17 protein-coding genes are annotated in these 20,170 nt (G+C 64.3%); 2 read left to right on the forward strand and 15 right to left on the reverse strand.

Going from position 1 to position 20,170, the window contains the following annotated elements; translation table 11 throughout:
* Positions 1 to 44: 44 nt before the first annotated feature.
* From ACJ0G7_RS00095 to rpsT, 13 genes are all read right to left on the reverse strand, one after another.
* Positions 45 to 434 carry a ferredoxin gene (locus ACJ0G7_RS00095; RefSeq protein WP_043692342.1) on the reverse strand — a complete coding sequence of 130 codons (390 nt, stop codon included), beginning with the start codon at positions 432 to 434 and terminating at the stop codon, positions 45 to 47.
* 2 nt (positions 435 to 436) lie between these two features.
* Entirely contained in the window at positions 437 to 829 is a 393-nt protein-coding gene (locus ACJ0G7_RS00100) for a DUF1257 domain-containing protein (protein ID WP_043692346.1), read from the reverse strand.
* On the reverse strand, positions 829 to 1,032 hold the full coding sequence (locus tag ACJ0G7_RS00105) for a DUF2997 domain-containing protein (protein WP_043692349.1): 204 nt from the start codon (positions 1,030 to 1,032) through the stop codon (positions 829 to 831). Before ACJ0G7_RS00105 ends, ACJ0G7_RS00100 begins: the two co-directional genes overlap by 1 nt.
* A gap of 83 nt (positions 1,033 to 1,115) precedes the next feature.
* Positions 1,116 to 1,919 carry a HEAT repeat domain-containing protein gene (locus tag ACJ0G7_RS00110; RefSeq protein WP_407394629.1) on the reverse strand — a complete coding sequence of 268 codons (804 nt, stop codon included), beginning with the start codon at positions 1,917 to 1,919 and terminating at the stop codon, positions 1,116 to 1,118.
* Positions 1,920 to 1,950: 31 nt separating this feature from the next.
* Entirely contained in the window at positions 1,951 to 2,076 is a 126-nt protein-coding gene (locus ACJ0G7_RS00115; RefSeq protein ID WP_255475466.1) for a hypothetical protein, read from the reverse strand.
* Between the two features lie 3 nt (positions 2,077 to 2,079).
* Entirely contained in the window at positions 2,080 to 3,843 is a 1,764-nt protein-coding gene (locus ACJ0G7_RS00120) for a sodium:solute symporter family protein (protein WP_407394631.1), read from the reverse strand.
* A 9-nt stretch (positions 3,844 to 3,852) separates the two neighbouring features.
* The gene (gene rlmN, locus ACJ0G7_RS00125; protein WP_407394633.1) at positions 3,853 to 4,905 is read right to left on the reverse strand and encodes a 23S rRNA (adenine(2503)-C(2))-methyltransferase RlmN; all 1,053 of its coding nucleotides are present in this window, start codon (positions 4,903 to 4,905) and stop codon (positions 3,853 to 3,855) included.
* Positions 4,902 to 5,054: a high light inducible protein gene (locus ACJ0G7_RS00130; protein WP_043692364.1), complete on the reverse strand. Its 153-nt coding sequence runs from the start codon at positions 5,052 to 5,054 to the stop codon at positions 4,902 to 4,904. Before ACJ0G7_RS00130 ends, rlmN begins: the two co-directional genes overlap by 4 nt.
* Before the next feature lie 34 nt (positions 5,055 to 5,088).
* A complete protein-coding gene (locus tag ACJ0G7_RS00135; RefSeq protein ID WP_407394635.1) occupies positions 5,089 to 9,162 on the reverse strand; it encodes a DNA-directed RNA polymerase subunit beta' in 4,074 nt (1,357 codons plus the stop codon).
* 46 nt (positions 9,163 to 9,208) lie between these two features.
* Positions 9,209 to 11,113 carry a DNA-directed RNA polymerase subunit gamma gene (locus ACJ0G7_RS00140; RefSeq protein WP_043692372.1) on the reverse strand — a complete coding sequence of 635 codons (1,905 nt, stop codon included), beginning with the start codon at positions 11,111 to 11,113 and terminating at the stop codon, positions 9,209 to 9,211.
* Positions 11,114 to 11,163: 50 nt separating this feature from the next.
* A complete protein-coding gene (gene rpoB, locus ACJ0G7_RS00145; protein ID WP_043692375.1) occupies positions 11,164 to 14,457 on the reverse strand; it encodes a DNA-directed RNA polymerase subunit beta in 3,294 nt (1,097 codons plus the stop codon).
* A 287-nt stretch (positions 14,458 to 14,744) separates the two neighbouring features.
* Complete coding sequence (locus tag ACJ0G7_RS00150) at positions 14,745 to 15,530, reverse strand: TatD family hydrolase (protein ID WP_043692378.1); 786 nt, start codon at positions 15,528 to 15,530, stop codon at positions 14,745 to 14,747.
* Positions 15,531 to 15,588: 58 nt separating this feature from the next.
* Positions 15,589 to 15,885: a 30S ribosomal protein S20 gene (rpsT, locus tag ACJ0G7_RS00155; RefSeq protein WP_043692383.1), complete on the reverse strand. Its 297-nt coding sequence runs from the start codon at positions 15,883 to 15,885 to the stop codon at positions 15,589 to 15,591.
* Positions 15,886 to 15,987: 102 nt separating this feature from the next.
* On the opposite strand from rpsT, the gene hisD reads away from it, so the two are divergent.
* The gene (gene hisD, locus ACJ0G7_RS00160; protein WP_043692386.1) at positions 15,988 to 17,301 is read left to right on the forward strand and encodes a histidinol dehydrogenase; all 1,314 of its coding nucleotides are present in this window, start codon (positions 15,988 to 15,990) and stop codon (positions 17,299 to 17,301) included.
* Here the strand turns inward: hisD and rpiA are convergent.
* Together rpiA and ACJ0G7_RS00170 are read right to left on the reverse strand one after the other, a co-directional pair.
* Entirely contained in the window at positions 17,294 to 18,013 is a 720-nt protein-coding gene (gene rpiA, locus ACJ0G7_RS00165) for a ribose-5-phosphate isomerase RpiA (RefSeq protein WP_043692389.1), read from the reverse strand. The genes hisD and rpiA overlap by 8 nt on opposite strands.
* 37 nt (positions 18,014 to 18,050) lie before the next feature.
* Entirely contained in the window at positions 18,051 to 19,139 is a 1,089-nt protein-coding gene (locus ACJ0G7_RS00170) for a trypsin-like peptidase domain-containing protein (RefSeq protein ID WP_407394639.1), read from the reverse strand.
* A 161-nt stretch (positions 19,140 to 19,300) separates the two neighbouring features.
* Between ACJ0G7_RS00170 and grrP the strand changes: the two genes are divergently transcribed.
* Entirely contained in the window at positions 19,301 to 20,167 is an 867-nt protein-coding gene (grrP, locus tag ACJ0G7_RS00175; RefSeq protein ID WP_407394641.1) for an extracellular substrate binding-like orphan protein GrrP, read from the forward strand.
* The last annotated feature ends 3 nt before the right edge of the window (positions 20,168 to 20,170 follow it).

A 20,170-nucleotide genomic window follows, 5' to 3' on the forward strand; every position in this document is an offset into this window, starting at 1 on the left:
CGGCAGCTCGGTTCGCCCGAACCGTCTGGTGGGCAGCGGGGTGCTCACGCGGTGTGTCTCGGCTTGATGCGACGCTTGCGCACCGCTGAAGGCATACCCAGCGGCTGGAGGTGCTGACAGGCCAGCTGGTCACGCAGCTCATCGAGTTCCTCGAAGGGAACCCAATGGATGCAATCCACCGGACAGGTGTCGATCGCCTCCTGAATCCGCTCGCTGCTGTCACCGTCCTGACGGATGGCACGGGAGCGCCCGAAACTCGGCTCCACCACGAAGGTGTTGGTGGCGACATGGGCGCAGTAGCGGCAACCGATGCACACCGCCTCATCCACCCAGACCGCCCGCTCCCTCAACGCTCCACCCAGCATCGGTTCGCGACCGCTGGGGGCGTCCGGGAGCTTGGACGGTGCCTTAAAGGCGAGAGATGGATCAGTCAGGATCAGGCGTCCCAGCGCGTGACAACCAGCTCGATGGAGCCGTCCTGGGCGTTGGTCTGCTCGGCCACCTGAAACCCTTCACGCAGGGAAGCTGCCAGCACGGTGTTGAGGGCATAGCGCTGGGTGAGCTGCGCCAGGAAGCGTTCAACAGGAATCCGCTGCTTCCAGAGATCCAGATCGGTCACCAGCTCAAAGGCTCCGGTCGAAGCATTCCATCGGAAGCCGAGGTCGCCCCCCTGATCCATGGTCACCGCGAGATCCGCCGTGACGGTCTGGCCCCGGTAGCCGCGCACCGGACGTTGACCCTTCTCAGGAGCCAGACCCAGATCCTCGAGGGCCTGAACCAGGGGCTCGATCTGACGCAATTCGGTCTTGACGGTGCTGAAGTGCGACATCAGTGGAGGTGTGCGGGAAGGGTCTGGGACTGAACTTCGGGCTGGAGAAAAGCCTCACCTGTGGGTTCCTGCCGTTCGACAGTTCCGAGGGCAGCCTCCAGACTTTCGGTGAGCTGCTGACACGCCTCTCCTGCCACCCCTTCGACCCGCTCTTCGACCCGACCGTCAGGCCGGATGGTGAAGCGGAGCGTGCGTTGGGGCATGCCGGAGCCGTGTTGAGGCACGCATGCTAGTTGGGTTGCCACGGGCCTGTTGGCTCAGGCGTAACGGACCGATGGATCCCGGATCAGTGGAGAAATCCTTCTTCGATCAGGGCCTGAAGCCGCTCGATGACACCCGGGTCCTCCAGCTGTTCGAGCGCCGTGCGGGCTTCGTCCCGCACGGACGCCTCGCTGTCCTGCAACAGGGATTCCACGATGGCCTCAACGATCTCCTGCTGACGGGGAGGCACCAGCTGCTCATGGAGTCTCCCGAGGGCCCAGATGCAGTTGCTGCGGACCACGGGTTCGCTGTCGATGCGCAGACTGCTGAGCAACTGACCGGCGGCGGGATCCGCCTTGGATGCCGAGCGACTGCCGGCCTCGGCCAGGGATCCCGGACACCAGAGACGGACCGCGGCCACATCGGTCTGCAGCGCCTGCATCAGTGGATTCAGCACCGGCGCGTCGGGGTAATTGCCCAGGCTCCAGGCCGCCGCCTTGCGGACATAGGCGTTGCTGTCGATCTGAAGCAGTTGCAGCAGCGGCTGCACAGCCGGAGGTGAAGGGTTGCGTCCTAAGGCATAGACGGCGCTCATCCGCTCAACCGGGCAGGGACGTTGCAACAGAGGCAGCAGCAGTGGCACGGCCCTCGGGTCGCGGTGCTCACAGAACACCTGCAGGCCCTGCAGCCGCTGATCGTGACCCTGCGTGAGCAGGATCAGGCCCTGATCACAGGCCCTGGCCGCATCGAGCGAGTGTTCCTCTCCGTCATCGATGGCGATCGCATCCAACGGGTCTCCGTCCAGTTCCGCCGCCAGCTCCCTGGCCAGCAGCTCCGGATCGAGCGACAGGCCTGCGAGGCCCTGATCCCGTGGTGAGGCGTCGGTCATGGCAGCGATCGTAGGGCGGGCCTGCTCCGGCTCAGCCGACGGGCGCCGGGGCCAGCATGTCTCCAGGCAGCCAGATGCGGGCACTCACCGCCACCAGAGCCAGGGCGAAGAGGAGCACGATCAGGACCGGCAACAGAGTGGATCGGAAAAAGGCCAAGGCTCACGGGCTGGTGGCGGCATTCTGCTGATTCGAGCGCCGAAGCAGCAGCACACAGAGCACCAGAAGGGCAAGCCCGCTCCAGCCGGCCAACTGCTGATGCAGCAGAAAGGCGCCGGTGCCCAGCAGACCACCGAAGAGCACGCCATTGGCCAGAAGGAATCGCCGCAGCAGCGCCGGCAGAGTCTCGAGCGGGGTGACCCCGACCCGCTGCCGCAACCGGGCCCAGCCCGGACCGGGAGGACGCACCTGGCGGACGAAGCGCTCGAGCACCTCGTCCGATTCGGGCGGTGCGAGCAGAAGAGCCGTCAGCCAGACCACTGCGGAGACTCCGGTGATCACCGTCAGGCGAATGCCGTAGTCGTCGATGCGCACCAGGGGGATGACCGAGGTGAGCAAACCGACCCCGAAACCGCAGAGCATGGCCGCCAGCTCCGCCGCCGCATTCACACGCCACCAGAACCAACGCAGCACCAGCACCACCCCAGGCCCGGATCCGATGGCGATCACCAGGCGGAACACCGTGCCGATGCTGTCGCTCACCAGAGCGGTGATCACACCGAGCAGCAGCAGCAGCACGGTGGTCAGCTGACCGATCAGCAGCAGTTCACGGGAGCCGGCACGGGGCCTGAGAAACCGCTGGTAGAGGTCATGGGTGAGGTAGCTGGCTCCCCAGTTGACCGATGTGCTGACCGTGCTCATGAAGGCCGCCACCAGGGAGACCACCACAAGGCCGAGGGCCACCGGCGGCAGCAGCTGAACAGCCAGTGCCGGGTAGCTCAGCTCGCTGTCGGTCTGCTCAGGCAGCAGCACCACGGCGGCCAGCGCCACCACCACCCAGAGCCAGCTCCGGATCAGATAGTTGACCACCAGAAACACCCAGCCGGCCAGCCGGGCCTGTTGCTCATCACGGGTGGCGAGCATGCGTTGGATGAATTCACCGCCACCGTCGCTGCGACGGAAACTCCACCACTGCACCGCGAGGTAGGCGGTGAACATCGGCACGCTGATGCCGGCACCCTCCAGCCAGCGGATGCCGCCGTCCTGCCAGTTCCAGGGCACCAGGCTCAGCAGCTCCGGGCGACCGAGATCCTGCAGCTGACTGAGCAGAGCATCCATACCGCCGGCAGCCCGCAGCGCCGCCACCGCGACGACCAGAGCACCGACGAGAGCCAGCAGCAACTGAATCAGATCCGTGACCACCACCGCCCAGAGCCCGCCGGCGACGGTGTAACTGATCACAAGCAGGGCCACCACCGCCAGCAGCCAGACGGTGTCGGTGATGCCCAGAGCAGCCGGCTGGCCGGACACGATGCCGAGCGCTTCAACAACCTTGCGCAGCGCAAGAAAGGCGTAACCGATGCCGATGCAGTTCACCGGCAAAGCCAGCAGAAAGGCCTTGATGCCCCGCAGCCAGGCGGCAGCGGCCCCGCCGTAGCGCAGTTCCGTGAAAGCGGCGTCGGTGAGCACACCGCTGCGACGCCAGAGCGGAGCGAAGACCACCGCCATCGCGACGTGGGCCAGCCCGAAACTCCACCACTCCCAGTTACCGGCAAGGCCGCGGGACCCCACCAGCCCGGCGACATACAGCGGCGTGTCGATCGAGAAGGTGGTGGCTGCCATCGAGGCACCAGCCAGCCAGCCGCTGAGCCGACGCCCGGCAACGAAGTAATCGTCCTCGCCGCGGTTGCGACGCGCCAGCCACAACCCGAGCACCAGGGTCATGACCAGATAGGCGATCAGCAGGACCCAATCGATCGCCGCCATGAACAGGTCTCAGCTCGCAGAAGTTTCCCGCATCTGTCGCCTGAGCTGACCACAGGCGGCGTTCTGATCCAGACCACGGCTGGCCCGCAGGCTCACCGCCACGCCGCGGCGCTCGAGAACGCGACGGAACGCATGGATCCGCTGAGGGGTGGGGCGCTGGAACTCCTCCTCCTCGATCGGGTTGTAGGCGATCAGATTCACGTGGCTCTGAAAGCCGCCGACCCGATCGGCCAGCTCTTCGGCGTGCTCAGGCCGGTCGTTGAGCGTCCCGAGCAGGATGTATTCGAAGCTGACGCGACGGCCGGTCACCGCCAGATAGTGACGGCAGTCCTCCAGCAGAGCGTCGTAGGGGTAGGTGCTCGCGGTGGGGATCAGCTCCTCGCGCAGCTGCTGATTGGGGGCATGCAGGCTGACGGCGAGGGTGAACTGGGCGCGACCCAGCCGCTCGAGGGCCAGTTCTGCCAGCTGCGGCAGGGTGCGGGGCACACCGACGGTGCTGACGGTGATGCGGCGTTGTCCGATGCCGAGGTCATCGTTGAGGCAGCGGATCGCATCAAGCACCGCAGCGCTGTTGAGCAGCGGTTCCCCCATGCCCATGAACACGATGTGAGAGGGGCGGCGATCCATGGCCTCGCGCACGCTCAGCACCTGATCGACGATCTCGTGGGTCTCGAGGGATCGCTGCAGCCCCCCTTTGCCGGTGGCGCAGAACCGGCAGGCCATCGGACAGCCCACCTGGCTGGAGACGCAGACCGTCAGGCGCTGGTCGGTGGGAATCCCAACCGTTTCGATCGTCTCGCCGTCATCGGTGGACAGCAGCAGCTTGGTGGTGGCGTCAGCAGCCACCGAACGGTGAACCTGCCTGAGACGCCCGACCCTGGCACCCGCTTCGCTCAACGATGATCGCCAGGCCTTGGGCAGCACGGTGATATCCGCCAGGGAATGGGCTCCCTTGGCATAGATCCAGTCGTGCAGCTGCCGCCCACGGAAGGCCGGCTGCCCCTGAGCCACAGCCCAGTCCTCAAGCTCGGCCGCGCTGCGGCCGAGCAGTGCGCTGCTCACCAGACCAGCAGACCGTGGCCGAGTTTGATCTCCACAGCCAGAAGGGCGATGAATCCGAGCATCGCCATGCGACCGTTCAGCCTCTCGGTGTGACCGTGGAAGCCGTAGCGCGGCAGGCGGCGCTGCGGAATCTCAGTGGGTTGAAGCATGTCGGGTCAGCTTGGAACGGGGTCGTGAGCGGGATCAATCGTCGGAGAGCAGGCCTTCCTCCTGAAGACCTTCGACGGCTTCGGCATCAACAACCTGCTCCTCCTTCAGCTCATTGTCGGCGTCGGGGCGAGCGAACGCGGCGAAGTTGCTGGTGGCGGGATCGATGTTGTGGCGGGTGCGGGTGGCCTCGAGATCCTCCTCGCTGGGGTCATCCAGCACCGCCGTGGAGCTGGCTGCCGGAGGCATGTCCACGGTGTAGTCGGGACGCAGGTTCTGCATGCGGCGGTAGCCGCTGGGATCTTCCGAAAGGATGTCCGGATGAGGACCGGCCTCTTTCTGCAGCTCCTCCTCGAAACCGCTGAAGCCTGTGCCGGCAGGGATCAGGCGACCGATGATCACGTTCTCCTTGAGGCCGCGCAGCCAGTCGCTCTTGCCTTCGATGGCGGCTTCGGTGAGCACCCGGGTGGTCTCCTGGAAGGAAGCGGCGGAGATGAAGCTGTCGGTGTTCAGGGACGCCTTGGTGATGCCCAGAAGCACCGGCGTGAACTCGGCAGGGGCGCCACCGGTGATGGCCATCGCCTGGTTGGTGTCCTCCACCTGACGCAACTCGATCAGTTCGCCGGGCAGCAGGGTGGTGTCGCCGGCATCCTCGACCCGCACCTTGCTGGTCATCTGACGCACGATCACCTCGATGTGCTTGTCATCGATGGAGACGCCCTGGGACTTGTAGACGTTCTGCACCTCGGTCACCAGGCGGTGCTGCAGGTTGGCGATCGCCTCCTGAGCCCCTTCCATCAGCGGTTTGCGGCTGCGCAGATCCTCGAAGAAGCACTCCAGCAACTCGTGTGGATTGATCGGACCATCGGTGAGCAGCTCACCGGCGGTCACCTGCTGGCCGTTGCTGACCATCACGTTGCGGCCCAGCAGGATCGGGTACTCGCCGATGGCGTCATCGGCCTCGATCACCGTGACCGTGATCGACTCGTCGTCCTGCTTGATCTCCACGGTGCCGGGCTTCTTGCAGAGCACGGCGGATTCCCTGGGGCGACGGGCTTCGAGCAGTTCCTCGATCCGGGGCAGACCCTGAACGATGTCGCCGGTCTTCTGACGTTCGAACACCAGCAGAGCCAAACCGTCTCCGCGTTGCACCAGTTCGCTGTCGCGCACGTGCAGCAGGGAATCCGGCGACACCATGTACGGACGGCCCAGTCGCAGGGTGATGGCCTTGCCCTCCACCTTCTCGACTTCGCCGCAGCAGCTGGCGGGTTCCCCGTCGGCGAGCAGATCACCGTCGACGATGCGCTGACCGACGCTCACCAGGGGTGTGCCGCTGGTGGTGAGGGTGGTGGTGTCCTCAGGACGCTCGACGATCATGCGTCGCACCGGTTCGGCTTCGGTGGCTTCGGGGAGCTGAGCCACACCCGCCTGCTTGCAGAGGATCTGCGTGGTGGCGACCACGTCGCCGGCCTTCACGGAAATGCCATCCTCCACCTGAAGCTCCGTGTGGGTGGAGCCGTGGCTGGAGTCGGACATCGTGTCGCGACGCACGAGGATCGACTCAAGGATCACCAGACGCAGCCTTGAGATGGTCTTGGCCCGTTTGTCCGGGGCCTTCTCCACATCCACCGTCATCTGCGGTGTGGTGTCGAAGGTCTCGAGCAGCAGCTGGGTCTTGAGCAGTTCAACGCCCTCGACGGACTTGATCAGTTCGCCGTCCTTGAAGGCGAGTCGCTGGGTGGCCTTGATGCCGAGATGCGGGCCGTTGGCCTGCTTCACGTGAGACAGCTCGGGCAGCTGGGCTTCGTTGGGGATGGTGTATTCCTCCACCGGACGCAGCAGCAGGCCCTTGCCTTCAGGGGTCTCGACGGTCTGGACGAAGCGCATCTCTTCGGAGCTGAGCCCCTTGGCGATCTCCTCGCCGGGGTTGACCATCTGGCCATCGCCCTCGAAACGCTCCAGTGCCTTGCTGTCGCTGGAGAGGTGGAATTCACCGCCGCGGACGATGATCTCGCGCAGGATGTCGTTCTTCTGAGTGACGGTGACGATGCCGGCGGTCTGGCTGAAGATGTCCTTCACCACTTCGGTGCCGGCCTCGATCCACTGACCGTCCGTGATCATCAACAGGGAGATGTCCTTGTTGATCTCATGGGTCTCCTGGGGGATCCAGAGCAGGGTGCCGCCTTTGTTCACCTCGTAGCCGTTCTTGGCGGAGCGGGCCTTCTTGATCGCCAGACCGGGCGCGAAGCGCACCAGACCACCGGTCTGGGTGCGGAACCGGTCATCCGCCAGCTCGGCGATCACCTCACCGGAGCCGATCTTGCTGCCGGGGATGGTGTTGAGGCGATAACGGGTGCCGTCCTTGGCTTCCAGATTCCAGATCTCACCGGAGTGCGTGGATTCCTCCAGCAGCTTGAAGTCCTTGAGGGTCATCGCCGTGGTGACGATCTGAACCTCACGGGAATCGCCGATGGAATCGCGCAGACGCACCTCGCCGCCGTACTCACTGCGCTGGCTGGCTTCCGCCAGCACCTGGCCTTCGACGACGGAGCTCTGACTGCCGACAACGGGCTGCGCGTTGGGAGGCAGGTTGTAGACATCGCCAGCCAGCACCCACATCCGGCCCAGACGCTGGGCCTTGACGGTGATGTTGCCCTGGCGGTCGGTGACCTCCTTCGGCTGGATCTTGTCTTCGTAACGGACCTGGCCGGCCAGATCGCAGATCACATCCTTGGTCGCCTTCTCCACGCTCTTCTTCACCGCACCCGCGGCGATCTGAGCGACGGTCACGTCCGTGTCGATGGTCTGGCCGTTGTCAACGAACAGCAGGGAACCGTTGGTGACTTCGATCTTCTGGGCCTTGCCCTTGCCCGAAGGCTTGATGGTGAGGTTGAAATCCACCTCGGCCTGCTGAGCCTCGACCCCATGGGGCGTGCGGTAGGGACGCACCCTGGCTTTGGCGGAGAAATCAACGGTTCCGGCAATGGTGGAGCGCACCACACCCGTTTCCGCCGTGGACACACCCCCGGTGTGGAAGGTGCGCATCGTCAGCTGCGTGCCGGGCTCACCGATGGACTGGGCGGCGATGATGCCGACGGCTTCGCCGAGGTCGACCAGTTCGTTGTGGGCCAGTGCCCAGCCGTAGCACTTGCGGCACACCGAGCGGTTGGCCTCGCAGGTGAGCGGGGAACGGACGCTGACGGCGGTGATGCCGGCCTTCTCGAACGTTGAGGAGAGGGGTGGATCGATCTCGGTGTTCCGCTCCGCGAGCACCTCACCGTCGGCGCTCACCACCTGCGCGGCGGTGAGGCGACCGACCAGGCGCTTGCCGTAGCGACCGTCTTCGGCCTCCACCACGATGTGACGCATCGTGCCGCAGTCGTCCTCACGGACGATCACATCCTGAGCCACGTCCACCAGACGACGGGTGAGGTAGCCGGAGTCAGCCGTCCGCAGGGCGGTGTCCACCAGACCCTTGCGAGCTCCGTAGGAGGAGATCACGTACTCGGTGACCGTGAGACCCTCACGGAAATTGGTGCGGATCGGAAGGTCGATGATCTCGCCCTGCGGGTTCGCCATCAGGCCCCGCATGCCCACCAGCTGACGCACCTGGGACATGTTTCCCCGGGCACCGGAGTTGGCCATCATCCAGACCGAGTTCAGCGGCGCGTTCTGGTTGAAGTTCTTCTTCACCGCGTCCACCAGACGCTCGTTGGTCTCCGTCCAGGTGTCGATCACCTTGGTGTGGCGTTCCACCTCCGTGATCTCTCCCAGCCGGTAGCGCTCCTCCGTGGCGGTGATCTGCTCCTCCGCCTGACCCAGCAGGTCCTTCTTGGCCTCCGGAACGCGCAGGTCCTCCACGGAGATGGACACGGCCGCCTGGGTGGCATAGCGGAAGCCGAGATCCTTGAGCTTGTCCGCCATCTCGGCGGTCACAGCCGTGCCGTGGTTCTTGTAGGCCCAGGCCACCAGCTGCTTGAGGGCCCGCTTGTCGACGACGTGGTTTCGGAACGGCGGCGGGGTCTTGGCCAGTGGACGGGATGCGCTCTCAGGAGCTGGGGTGGCGTCCTTGGCCGCCTTGGAGGACTTGCGGGACTTGGAAGTGGTCATGGCTGCGCGCAGATCAGGAGAAGGGAGGTTCGGGAAGACGGAAGGGTCAGGCGGCGGCCACAGCGCCGATGATGGTGTGATTCATCACCACACGTCCGACGGTGGTGAGCAGATAACGGCTGATCAGAGCGCCGTCCTCGTCAAAGCGGTCACGGCGGTAGCTCCATTGCTCGATGCGGGTGCCGTCGCCGAGGTCTTCGGCCTTGATCGGCTCCTCGAGCTCATCCTTGTCCTCGACTTCACCGTTGAAGCGGACCCAGACCCACTCGTGCAGATCGATGCGCTTGTCCTCGAAGGCATGGATGACATCTTCAAGGTCGGCGAAGGTGCGGCTGCGATCCCCGAACTCGGGCTGCTCGGACTCCGGCCGGAGAGCGGTGAGGTAGTACGAGCCGAGCACCATGTCCTGGGACGGCGTGATGATCGGTTCTCCCGTGGCGGGCGAGAGGATGTTGTTGCTGGCCAGCATCAGCATGCGCGCCTCGGTCTGCGCTTCGATCGCCAGAGGAACGTGCACGGCCATCTGGTCGCCGTCGAAGTCAGCGTTGAACGCTGGGCAGACGAGCGGATGGAGCTGAATCGCCCGGCCATCCACCAGCTTCGGTTCGAAGGCCTGGATACCGAGGCGGTGCAGCGTCGGTGCCCGGTTCAGCATGATCGGGTGCCCCTCGATCACCTCCTGAAGCACCTGCATCACCTCATCGTCGGCCCGCTGAATCAGCTTCTTGGCCGCCTTGATGTTGTTGACGATGTTCTGACGGATCAGACGGTGAATGACGAACGGCTGGAACAGCTCGATCGCCATCTCCTTGGGCAGACCGCACTGGTGCATCTTCAGCTTCGGCCCGACCACGATCACGGAACGACCGGAGTAGTCGACCCGCTTGCCGAGCAGGTTCTGACGGAAGCGACCCTGCTTGCCCTCGATGATGTCGCTGAGTGATTTCAGCGGCCGGTTGTTGGCACCCACCACAGTGCGACCGCGACGGCCGTTGTCGATCAGGGCGTCGACGGCCTCCTGCAGCATCCGCTTCTCGTTGCGGACGATGATTTCAGGGGCCAGGATCTCCTGAAGCCTTGCCAGACGGTTGTTGCGGTTGATCACCCGCCGGTAGAGATCGTTGAGATCACTGGTGGCGAAGCGACCACCGTCGAGCTGCACCATCGGGCGCAGGTCGGGGGGAATCACGGGGATCACATCCAGCACCATCCACTCGGGACGGGCACTGGTGGCAATGAAGTTGTCGATCACCCGCAGGCGCTTGATCAGCTTGGCCCGCTTCTGCCCCTTGCTGCCGTTGATCTCCTCCCGCAGCTGTTCGGCCACCTCATCCAGGGTGAGGTCCTCCAGCAGCTGCTTGAGGGCCTCGGCACCGATGCCCACCACGGGCTCGTTCTCGATTTCGGATTCCTCGGCGTAGATCTCGTCCTCGATCTCCAGCCACTCGTCCTCGGTGAGCAGCTGCTTGTACTTGAGATCCTTGTGATCGCCGGGATCCAGCACCACATAGCAGTTGAAGTAGACGATCTGCTCCACATCCCGCAGAGGCATGTCCAACAGGATCGCCACGTAGCTGGGGATGCCCTTCAGGTACCAGACGTGTGACACCGGGGCCGCCAGCTTGATGAAGCCCATGCGATGGCGGCGCACCCGACTCTCGGTGACCTCAACGCCGCAGCGCTCGCAGACGATGCCGCGGTGACGGACACGCTTGTACTTGCCGCAGTGGCATTCCCAGTCCTTGGAGGGACCGAAGATCTTTTCGCAGAACAGCCCGTCCATTTCGGGCTTCAGAGTGCGGTAGTTGATGGTCTCCGGTTTGGTGACCTCGCCCACCACCTGGCCGTTGGGCAAGGTGCGCTGGCCCCACTCCATCACCCGTTCAGGTGACGCGAGCGTGATCTTGACGTAGTCGAAGTGGTTCTCGGTGCGGAGGTTGCTGTTGGTCATGGACGGAGGGGGAAGGAAGGGCTGTCAGTCGGTTTGATCAGGTCGGTCCGTCAGTCCTCGTCGTAATCCGCGACGCCGAGGGATTCGTAGGTCGGGCGGCTCGGTGTGCTGCGACGCGGGTTCACGTCCTGCATCAGATCCACCTCCTTGCCTTCATCGGTGTACACCGCGATGTCCAGGCCGAGCGACTGAAGCTCGCGCATCAGCACCTTGAACGACTCCGGCGTGCCGGGACGGGGGATCGGCTTGCCTTTGACGATCGCGTTGAGCGCCTCGTTGCGACCCTGCATGTCGTCGGACTTGACGGTGAGCAGTTCCTGGAGGGTGTAAGCGGCGCCGTAGGCCTCCAGAGCCCACACCTCCATCTCGCCCAGACGCTGACCACCCTGCTGAGCCTTGCCGCCCAGGGGTTGCTGCGTGACCAGGGAGTAGGGGCCGGTGGAGCGGGCGTGGATCTTGTCGTCCACGAGGTGCACCAGCTTGAGGAAGTGGGAATAGCCCACAGCCACAGGCTGATCGAAGGGAAGACCGGTGCGGCCATCCCGCAGCACGAGCTTGCCGGGATCATCGGGGGCATAGACCCAGTCTTTTCCGGGTTGCTTGGCGGCCTCCTTCAGGAAGGCTTCGCAGGTTTGCTGAGACATCTCAGCACCGTGCATCTCATCGAAGGGCACCACGCGCACCCGGCAGTCGAGATTGGACGCGGCCCAGCCCATCAACAGCTCGAACACCTGGCCCACATTCATGCGGCTGGGCACACCCAGAGGGTTGAGGCAGATGTCAACCGGGGTGCCATCCGGCAGGTAAGGCATGTCCTCCCGGGGAAGGATGCGGCTGATGATGCCCTTGTTGCCGTGGCGGCCGGCCATCTTGTCGCCCACCTGGATCTTGCGGCGCTGCGCCACATAGACCCTCACCACCATGTTGGCGCCGGGCGGAAGCTCATCGCCCTGCTCGCGGGTGTAGATCCGCACATCCACAACGCGGCCGCGCTCGGTGCCCGGCACCCGCAGGGAGTTGTCGCGCACATCACGGGCCTTCTCGCCGAAGATCGCGCGCAGCAGCTTCTCTTCCGGAGGCTGATCGGATTCCCCTTTGGGAGTGACCTTGCCGACCAGGATGTCGCCGCTCTCAACGAAGGCTCCAACCCGGATGATGCCCATCTCATCGAGATTGCCCAGGCTCTCCTCGGCAACGTTGGGGATCTCCCTGGTGATCTCTTCCGGTCCGAGCTTCGTCTGACGGGCCTCGATCTCGTACTTCTCGATGTGCACCGAGGTGTACAGGTCGTCGGTGACCAGACGCTCGCTGACGAGCAGCGCGTCTTCGAAGTTGTATCCCTCCCAGGGCATATAGGCGATCAGGACGTTCTGACCGAGGGCGATCTCACCGCCCTCACAGGCGGAACCATCCGCCAGCACCTGCCCGACGATCACCTGATCACCGCAGCGGACGATCGGACGGTGGTTGAGACAGGTGTCCTGGTTGGAGCGCTGATACTTCTGGAGGAAGTGGTTGTGGTCGTTGCCATCCTCGTCCTGCACCACGATCGCGGTGGCATCGACGAAGGTGACCGTTCCGTTGACCCGAGAGATCGGCACCATGCCGGAGTCACGGGCCACCTGGGTCTCCAGACCGGTTCCCACCAGGGCCCGCTCAGGACGCAGCAGCGGCACGGCCTGACGCTGCATGTTGGATCCCATCAGGGCGCGGTTGGCGTCGTCGTGCTCCAGGAACGGAATCAGCGAGGCAGCAACCGAGATCACCTGCACCGGTGAAAGGGCGACGTAGTCGACCTGCTCCGGCGGAACTTTCTCGAAGTCCTGGCGGTAGCGCACCGGAATCAGATCGGCCTTGATCCGTCCGTCGTCGTCGGTGGCCACGTCACCGGGCGCGACACGCACCTCATCTTCCCGGTCGGCGGAAAGGTAGATGGGATCGCCGTCCTTGCGCACGACACCGTTCTCAACCCGCCAGAAGGGGGTTTCGATGAAGCCGTACTCGTTCACCCGGGCGTGGGTGGCCAGGGAGTTGATCAGTCCGGCATTCGGCCCTTCCGGCGTCTCGATCGGGCAAAGACGGCCGTAGTGGGAGGGGTGGATGTCTCGAACGGCGAAGCCGGCCCGCTCACGGGTCAGACCGCCGGGTCCAAGGGCGGAAATGCGTCGTTTGTGCGTCAGCTCAGCCAGCGGATTCGTCTGATCCATGAACTGGCTCAGCTGGCTGGAGCCGAAGAACTCCTTGATCGCCGCCACCAGCGGCTTGGGGTTCACCAGCTGGGCGGGGGTGAGCGAATCGGTCTCGCCGACGGTCATCCGCTCCTTGATGATCCGCTCCAGGCGGTTGAGTCCGACCCGGACCTGGTTCTGGAGGAGCTCTCCAACGGAACGGACGCGGCGGTTCCCGAGGTGATCGATGTCATCGAGCACGGCGCCGCCGACATCCAGCCCGAGGTTGATCAGGTAGTCGAGGGTGGAGAGCACGTCCTCATGGGTGAGGGTGCGCACCGTGTCGGGGATGGTGAGACGCAGCTTCTTGTTGATCTTGTAGCGGCCGACCCGGCCGAGGTCGTAGCGCTTGGGGTCGAAGAAGCGGGTCTGCAACAGCTGCTGACCACCACTGACGGACGGCGGTTCACCGGGACGCAGCTTCTTGTAGAGCTCGAGGAGTGCCTGATCCTCGGAACTGATGCCCTCATCATTCGCGGCATCGATGGACTTCTTGTAAGCCTCGGGGTGACGCAGTTTGTCGAGAACGTCGTTATCCGACAGCCCCATCGCACGCATCAGCACGTGGGCGTTGATCTTGCGCGTCTTGTCAACACGAACGTGCAGCAGATCGTTCTTATCAGTTTCGAACTTCAGCCAGGCACCACGGTTGGGAATGACGCTGGCGTTGTAGGTACGGCGGCCGTTCTTGTCCATTTCATCCTTGAAATAGACACCCGGACTGCGCACGATCTGATTAACGATCACCCGCTCGGCGCCGTTGATGATGAACGTGCCGCGTTCGGTCATCAACGGCAGTTCGCCGATGAACACCTCCTGCTCCTTGATCTCGCCGGTCTCCTTGTTGACCAGGCGGCAGGTGACATACATCTGTGAGGCAAAGGTCGCATCGCGACGCTTCGCCTCTTCCACGTCATGGCGGGGGCGCTTCAGGCGGTACTCGCTGCCGATGAAATGCAGCTCCAGCTTGCCGGTGTAATCCGTGATGGGAGAGAAGCTCTCAAGCTCCTCGATCAGTCCCTGATCCAGAAACCACTTGAAGCTGGCCCGCTGCACCTCCACCAGATCAGGGAGGTAGGTGGCGGTCTTGGCGACCTGAATCGCGCTGCTGCTCATGCGGGGACCGGCAGAGAGGACGAATGGACAAGAGGCCTGGACAGACCGTCGCAGCAGACAACAAGCAATCCGAGACAGCAAAAGCGGCGGCTGCCGCCCCTCCGCAGAGGGCCGACAGCGCCGCAGTTGAGCTCAGAGATCGCGGGTCAGATCAGCTGACGACGACAAGTTCACCGGAAGGGAAATGGACGCTTCGGGGTCGGTGGAGACGGCAAGCCGCTCCCTGACCAGGCCAATACAACATCTTACATATCGGGGGGCCTGCGTCACGAAACAGCTTCGGTCTGTCAGGGAAGGCCAAACAACCGGCGGGCGTTCGCCGTGCTCTGGGCCGCCACGACCTCCAGGTCGACGCCTCGCAACTCGGCGACCCGAGCCGCGACAGCCGCCACGAATGCGGGCTCATTGCGTTTGCCGCGACGGGGCACCGGCGCCAGGAACGGGCAATCGGTTTCCACCAGAAAACGGTCTTCAGGAACCTGGCGGGCACAGTCGTGGGTCGGAACGGCCTTGGGGAAGGTCACCGTGCCGCTGAAGCTGATGTGAAAGCCCAGATCCAGAAAGCCATGCATCTCTTCGGGCGTTCCCCCCCAGCAGTGCATCACCCCGGCAGGGCAGCGCCCCTCGCTCTGGCGGCCTCGCAGTTCCGCCAGCATCGGTTCGGCCGCATCGCGGCAGTGAATGATCACAGGCAGATCCAGCTCGACCGCCAGATCCAGCTGCGGGCGCAGCACCTTCAGCTGTTCCTCGAGGTTCTTGTCCCGGAACAGATCAAGTCCGAGTTCGCCGATCGCCACCACACGATCGTCCTCAAGGGCGGCTCGGCGCAGGGTCGACACCGTGTCGCCGCCCCAGTGCTCGGTATCCAGGGGATGGACACCCACCGAGTAGCGCATCTCCGGGAAACGATCGGCCAGGGCTCGGATCGCTGGGATTTCAGCCGGCTCGACGCAGGCGTGCAGCAGAGCGCCGACACCGGCTTCACGCCAACGTGCCGCCACCTCATCCAGATCCTCATCGAAGTTCCGGAAGACGATGTGGCAGTGACTGTCAATCAGCGTCGGGGAAGACAAAGGAGCTGAATCTCGCTTTCAGCTCCATTCTGCCGGTCTCCGAAGAGGGTGATGACGCTCAGTTGGCCGGCTCGAGCACCTTGCGGACCGCAGCGCTGATTCTGGATTTCTGGTTGGCACCGTTGTTGCGGTGCAGCACACCCACCTTCACGGCCTTGTCGATCCTGCTGAAGGCAGCACGCATCGACTCCTGCACGCTGGCCTTGGCATCGTCGCCAGGCGCAGTGCTGTAGGCATCACAGGCGTTGAAGCACCGCTTCATCAGAGTGCGCAGCGAGGATTTGTAGGTGCGGTTGCGCAGACGGTTGCGCTCGGCGATCTCAATCCGCTTCTTTGATGAGTTGTTATTGGCCACTGAGGCGCAGAAGTCGCGAACAATCCAACAACATACTCTCCGGCAGGCACAGCCAACACGGAATGGGGTTCTAGTTTGATCTGCGCGCATTGAGATCCAGCCTTGCCTGAGAGCCGTCCGGCACCCTTTCCCCTGCGTGTTCTGCAGGACCCGGAGCAGGCTCGGCAGGAGCTGGCTCGCGTGGCGAGCCGCAACGTCAGCAGCAGTCAGCAGCAGGCCCGCTCTCTGGTGGACGGAATCCTCGAGGATGTCCGCCAGCGCGGAGATGCCGCGGTTGCTGAGTACACCGAACGCTTCGACCGCTTTCGCCCCGTTCCGATCGCGGTGCCGAAGGACGATCTGGGCCGCGCCTGGCAGGAGCTGCCGGAGAACCTGCGCGATGCCCTCGATCTGGCACACCGTCGCATTCAGGAATTCCACCAACGGCAGCGCCCGCAGGACATCGCCGTCACGGGAGTGCATGGCGAGAAGCTCGGTCGACGCTGGCGACCCGTGGAACGCGCCGGGCTCTATGTGCCAGGGGGTCGGGCGGCTTACCCGAGCACGGTTCTGATGAACGCCGTCCCGGCGAAGGTCGCCGGTGTGAACGACATCGTGATCTGTTCGCCGGCGGGACCCGACGGTCAGGTGAACCCGGTGGTTCTCGCCGCAGCACACCTCAGCGGCGTGCGCACCGTGATGCGGATCGGCGGCGCCCAGGCTGTGGCCGCCATGGCTTACGGCACCGAAAGCGTGCCGAAAGTGGATGTGATCAGCGGCCCCGGGAATCTGTACGTGACCCTGGCCAAGCAAGCCGTCTACGGCCAGGTGGGCATCGATTCCCTGGCAGGACCCAGCGAAGTGCTGGTGATCGCCGACCAGAGCGCGGTGCCGTCGCAGGTGGCTGCGGATCTGCTGGCCCAGGCGGAGCACGACCCCCTCGCGGCCGCCGTTCTGATCACCACCAACGCAGCTCTGGCCGAGACGATCGGAGACGAGATCGCACGCCAGCTCGAGGGGCACCCCCGCCGGGAGATCTGCGAAGCCTCCCTGGGCAACTGGGGGCTGGTGGTGGTCTGCGATGACCTGGAAACCTGCGCGCGGCTCAGCGACGGGTTCGCGCCGGAGCATCTCGAGCTGCTCGTGGAGCGACCGGAACCTCTGGCCGATCGCATCCACCATGCCGGAGCGATCTTTCTTGGGCCCTGGTCCCCCGAAGCCGTGGGCGACTATCTCGCCGGTCCGAACCACACGCTGCCCACCTGCGGTGCAGCGCGCTTCAGCGGTGCACTGAGTGTGGAGACCTTCATGCGCCACACCTCTCTGATCGGGTTCAACAAGGCCGCCCTGGAGGCGACGGCTTCAGCGGTTCAGGAGCTGGCCGTGAGCGAAGGCCTTCACAGCCACGCCGACTCGGTGAGGAGGCGCCTCAGCTGAGGCGCTTCTCCAGACTGCGCACACCAGCTGTGCCATCGGTGATTTCACCCACGAGGACCTCGTCGGCCAGGTTGACGAACAGGCCGTTCTCGAGCACGCCGGGAATGTTGTTGACAGCGCGTTCCAGCTCGACGGGATCCGCAATGCCGCCATCCATGCGGACATCGAGAACGAGATTGCCCTGATCGGTGACCACCGGACCGGCCTTGCGCTGCGCCATCCGCAGCTCAGCGCTTCCTCCCATCGACGCCAACTGCTGCTGCACCTGACGCCAGGCACCGGGCAGAACCTCCACCGGAAGCAGAAAACCGAGGTTGAGACGGTCCACCAGTTTGGTGGAATCCACCACCACCACGAACGTCTCGGCTCTGGCAGCCACAAGCTTCTCCTGCACGTGGCAGGCTCCACCGCCCTTGATCAGCTGAAAACCGGGATCCACTTCATCGGCACCATCGATGGCCAGATCGATGCGTTGCACCGCATTCAGGCTGAGCAGGGGAATGTTCAGCTCAGCCGCCAGCACCTCTCCCTGAAACGAGGTGGTGACGGCGACGATGTCCTTGAGTTCGCCGCTGGCCAGCTTGGCGCCCAGCGCCTTGATCATCAGAGCCGCCGTGGATCCGGAACCCAGACCGAGCACCATGCCGTCCCGGATCTGCTGAACGGCAGCGTCGGCCACCGCCTGCTTCATCTGGGTCTGGAGATCCGCCATCGAGCCGAAACTTGAGGACGCGACCGTAGCAAGGGTTTCAGGCGAGTTCCGACAGCGGCGCTGGCTTGACAGACAAGGTGAGCTCCCGGCCGTTACGCAGCAGCTTCAAAGGCAGGGGTGTGCCCAGGCTGGCCGCATCAACCACCTCGAGCAGCGCCTGAGGATCCGGTACCGGCCGATCGTCGACGGCGATGACCAGATCGCCGCGACGCAGCCCGGCCCGATCCGACGGGCCATCGGGCATCACGCTCTGCACCAGGGCGCCACTGCGTTCAGGCAGCTGCACCAGGGCATTGGGATCGCGGTTGTGATCCCTGGCCATGCGTGGCGTGAGAGCCACCAGCTGCAAACCGATGTAGGGATGAACAACCTCGCCCTGCTGCTCGAGCTGATCGGCAACACGGCGGGCCAGGTTGATCGGGATCGCAAAGCCGAGCCCGGCACCCGGGCCTGAGCGGACCAGGGTGTTGATACCGATCACGTCTCCCTCCCCATTCACCAGCGGGCCCCCGGAGTTGCCGGGGTTGATCGCGGCATCGGTCTGAACCAGATCCAGTCGCTTATCGGCGAAACCAAGGCTGTTGATGTTGCGGTGAAGACTGCTGACGATGCCAAGGGTCACCGTGCGTTCAAGACCGAACGGGGTCCCGAGCGCAATCGCCCAGTCACCGACCTGCATGATTTCCGAATCACCCAGGGGAGCCTTCGGGGGCAGGTCATGCCCCTGCAGCCGGACCAGAGCCAGATCGGTGACGGAATCGGTGCCCACCACCTGACCATCCAGCTGCCGCCCATCGGCCAGGGTGACGCTCACCGTGTCGACACGCTCCACGACATGAGCGTTGGTGAGCACGAGTCCATCGGGATCGATCACCACCCCGGAGCCCTGACCCCGCTCCCGCTCCTGACCGAGCGGCGGGTCGCCGAGCAGATCCCGCAGCAACGGGTCGATCAGGGTTGGATCAAAGGGCTGCCGCTCCACGGCGCGTTCGGTGTCGATCCGAACCACCGCAGGAGCAACCCTCTCCACAGCTCGGGCCACAAAGCTGTGCTCGAGGGCCGGAGCTTGAGGCGCCATCCACAGGAACGGCACGACAGCCAGAAGGAAAGTCAGAACCTGCCGCATCAAGGAGCTCAGGAAACGAGGCCCATCACTGTGGGGTGTTCTATCCGAGTTCGCGACGGGGTGACGTTGATCCAAATCGAGCGTGAATCGTCAAGCCGGCGTCCGGATGACTGCCAGATGCAGCGACTCTCGCTAAAGAAGAATTCAGTCGATGTGTCTGCATGCGCGCTTTTACGGCCCTGGCACCAGCGGCGGCCATGCTCGCGATGGTTGCTCCCTTGGCCTTCTCGCCAACAGCGAAAGCGGAGAGCACAACGCTCAAAGCTGTGATCTTCGAGGAGGTCAACCCCCTCTACCGGAAGACCGACGGCGGTTACGAAGGGCTCGGCGTGGACATCCTCGAGCAGATCCGGATCCAGGCCAGGAGACGCAACGTCAGCTATCGCGTGGCCTCCTCGGTGAAGGACGGCGTCGGTGCGGTGATCAGCGGCAAAGCTGACATCGCCTGCGGTGTGGCCTTCACCTGGGGTCGAGCAACCCAGTTGAGCTACAGCCTGCCCTTCGCCATCGGGGGCACACGACTTCTCACGGCCTTCGACACCACCGTCGATGGGACACCGGACTCGCTGAAGGGACAGACCGTTGGAGTGGTGCAAGACACCCCTGCGGCGAATGTGCTGAAAAGCGTGGCTCCAGGCGTGACGCTCAAAACCTTCAAGAGACCTGATGAGGCACTCGATGCCTACAACAAAGGTGAAGTTCCAATCCTCGGTGGCGGGACCCTGTGGCTTGCTGCCAACAGCAGCCCGAACGAGAGCGCTCTGCTTCCTTTCCGCCCCTATGCACGATCCGGCATCGGCTGCATCGTGAATCAGAAGAGCGGCAAGCTGCTGTCTTCCACCAACGTGGCAATCGGCCAGATGATGCAGGCCTACATGGACGGAGACGCAGGCACCCGTCGAATGATCGACCGCTGGATCGGACCCGACAGCAACGTCGGCCTCACCCAGCAAGCGATCAAATCGTTGTACGGCCTGATTCTCAGCACCACAGCCGAAATCTCCACTTCGGTTGACCCCGGCAGCTGAACC

The sequence above is a fragment of the Parasynechococcus sp. genome (genome assembly GCF_045559935.1).
Lineage (GTDB): Bacteria > Cyanobacteriota > Cyanobacteriia > PCC-6307 > Cyanobiaceae > Parasynechococcus.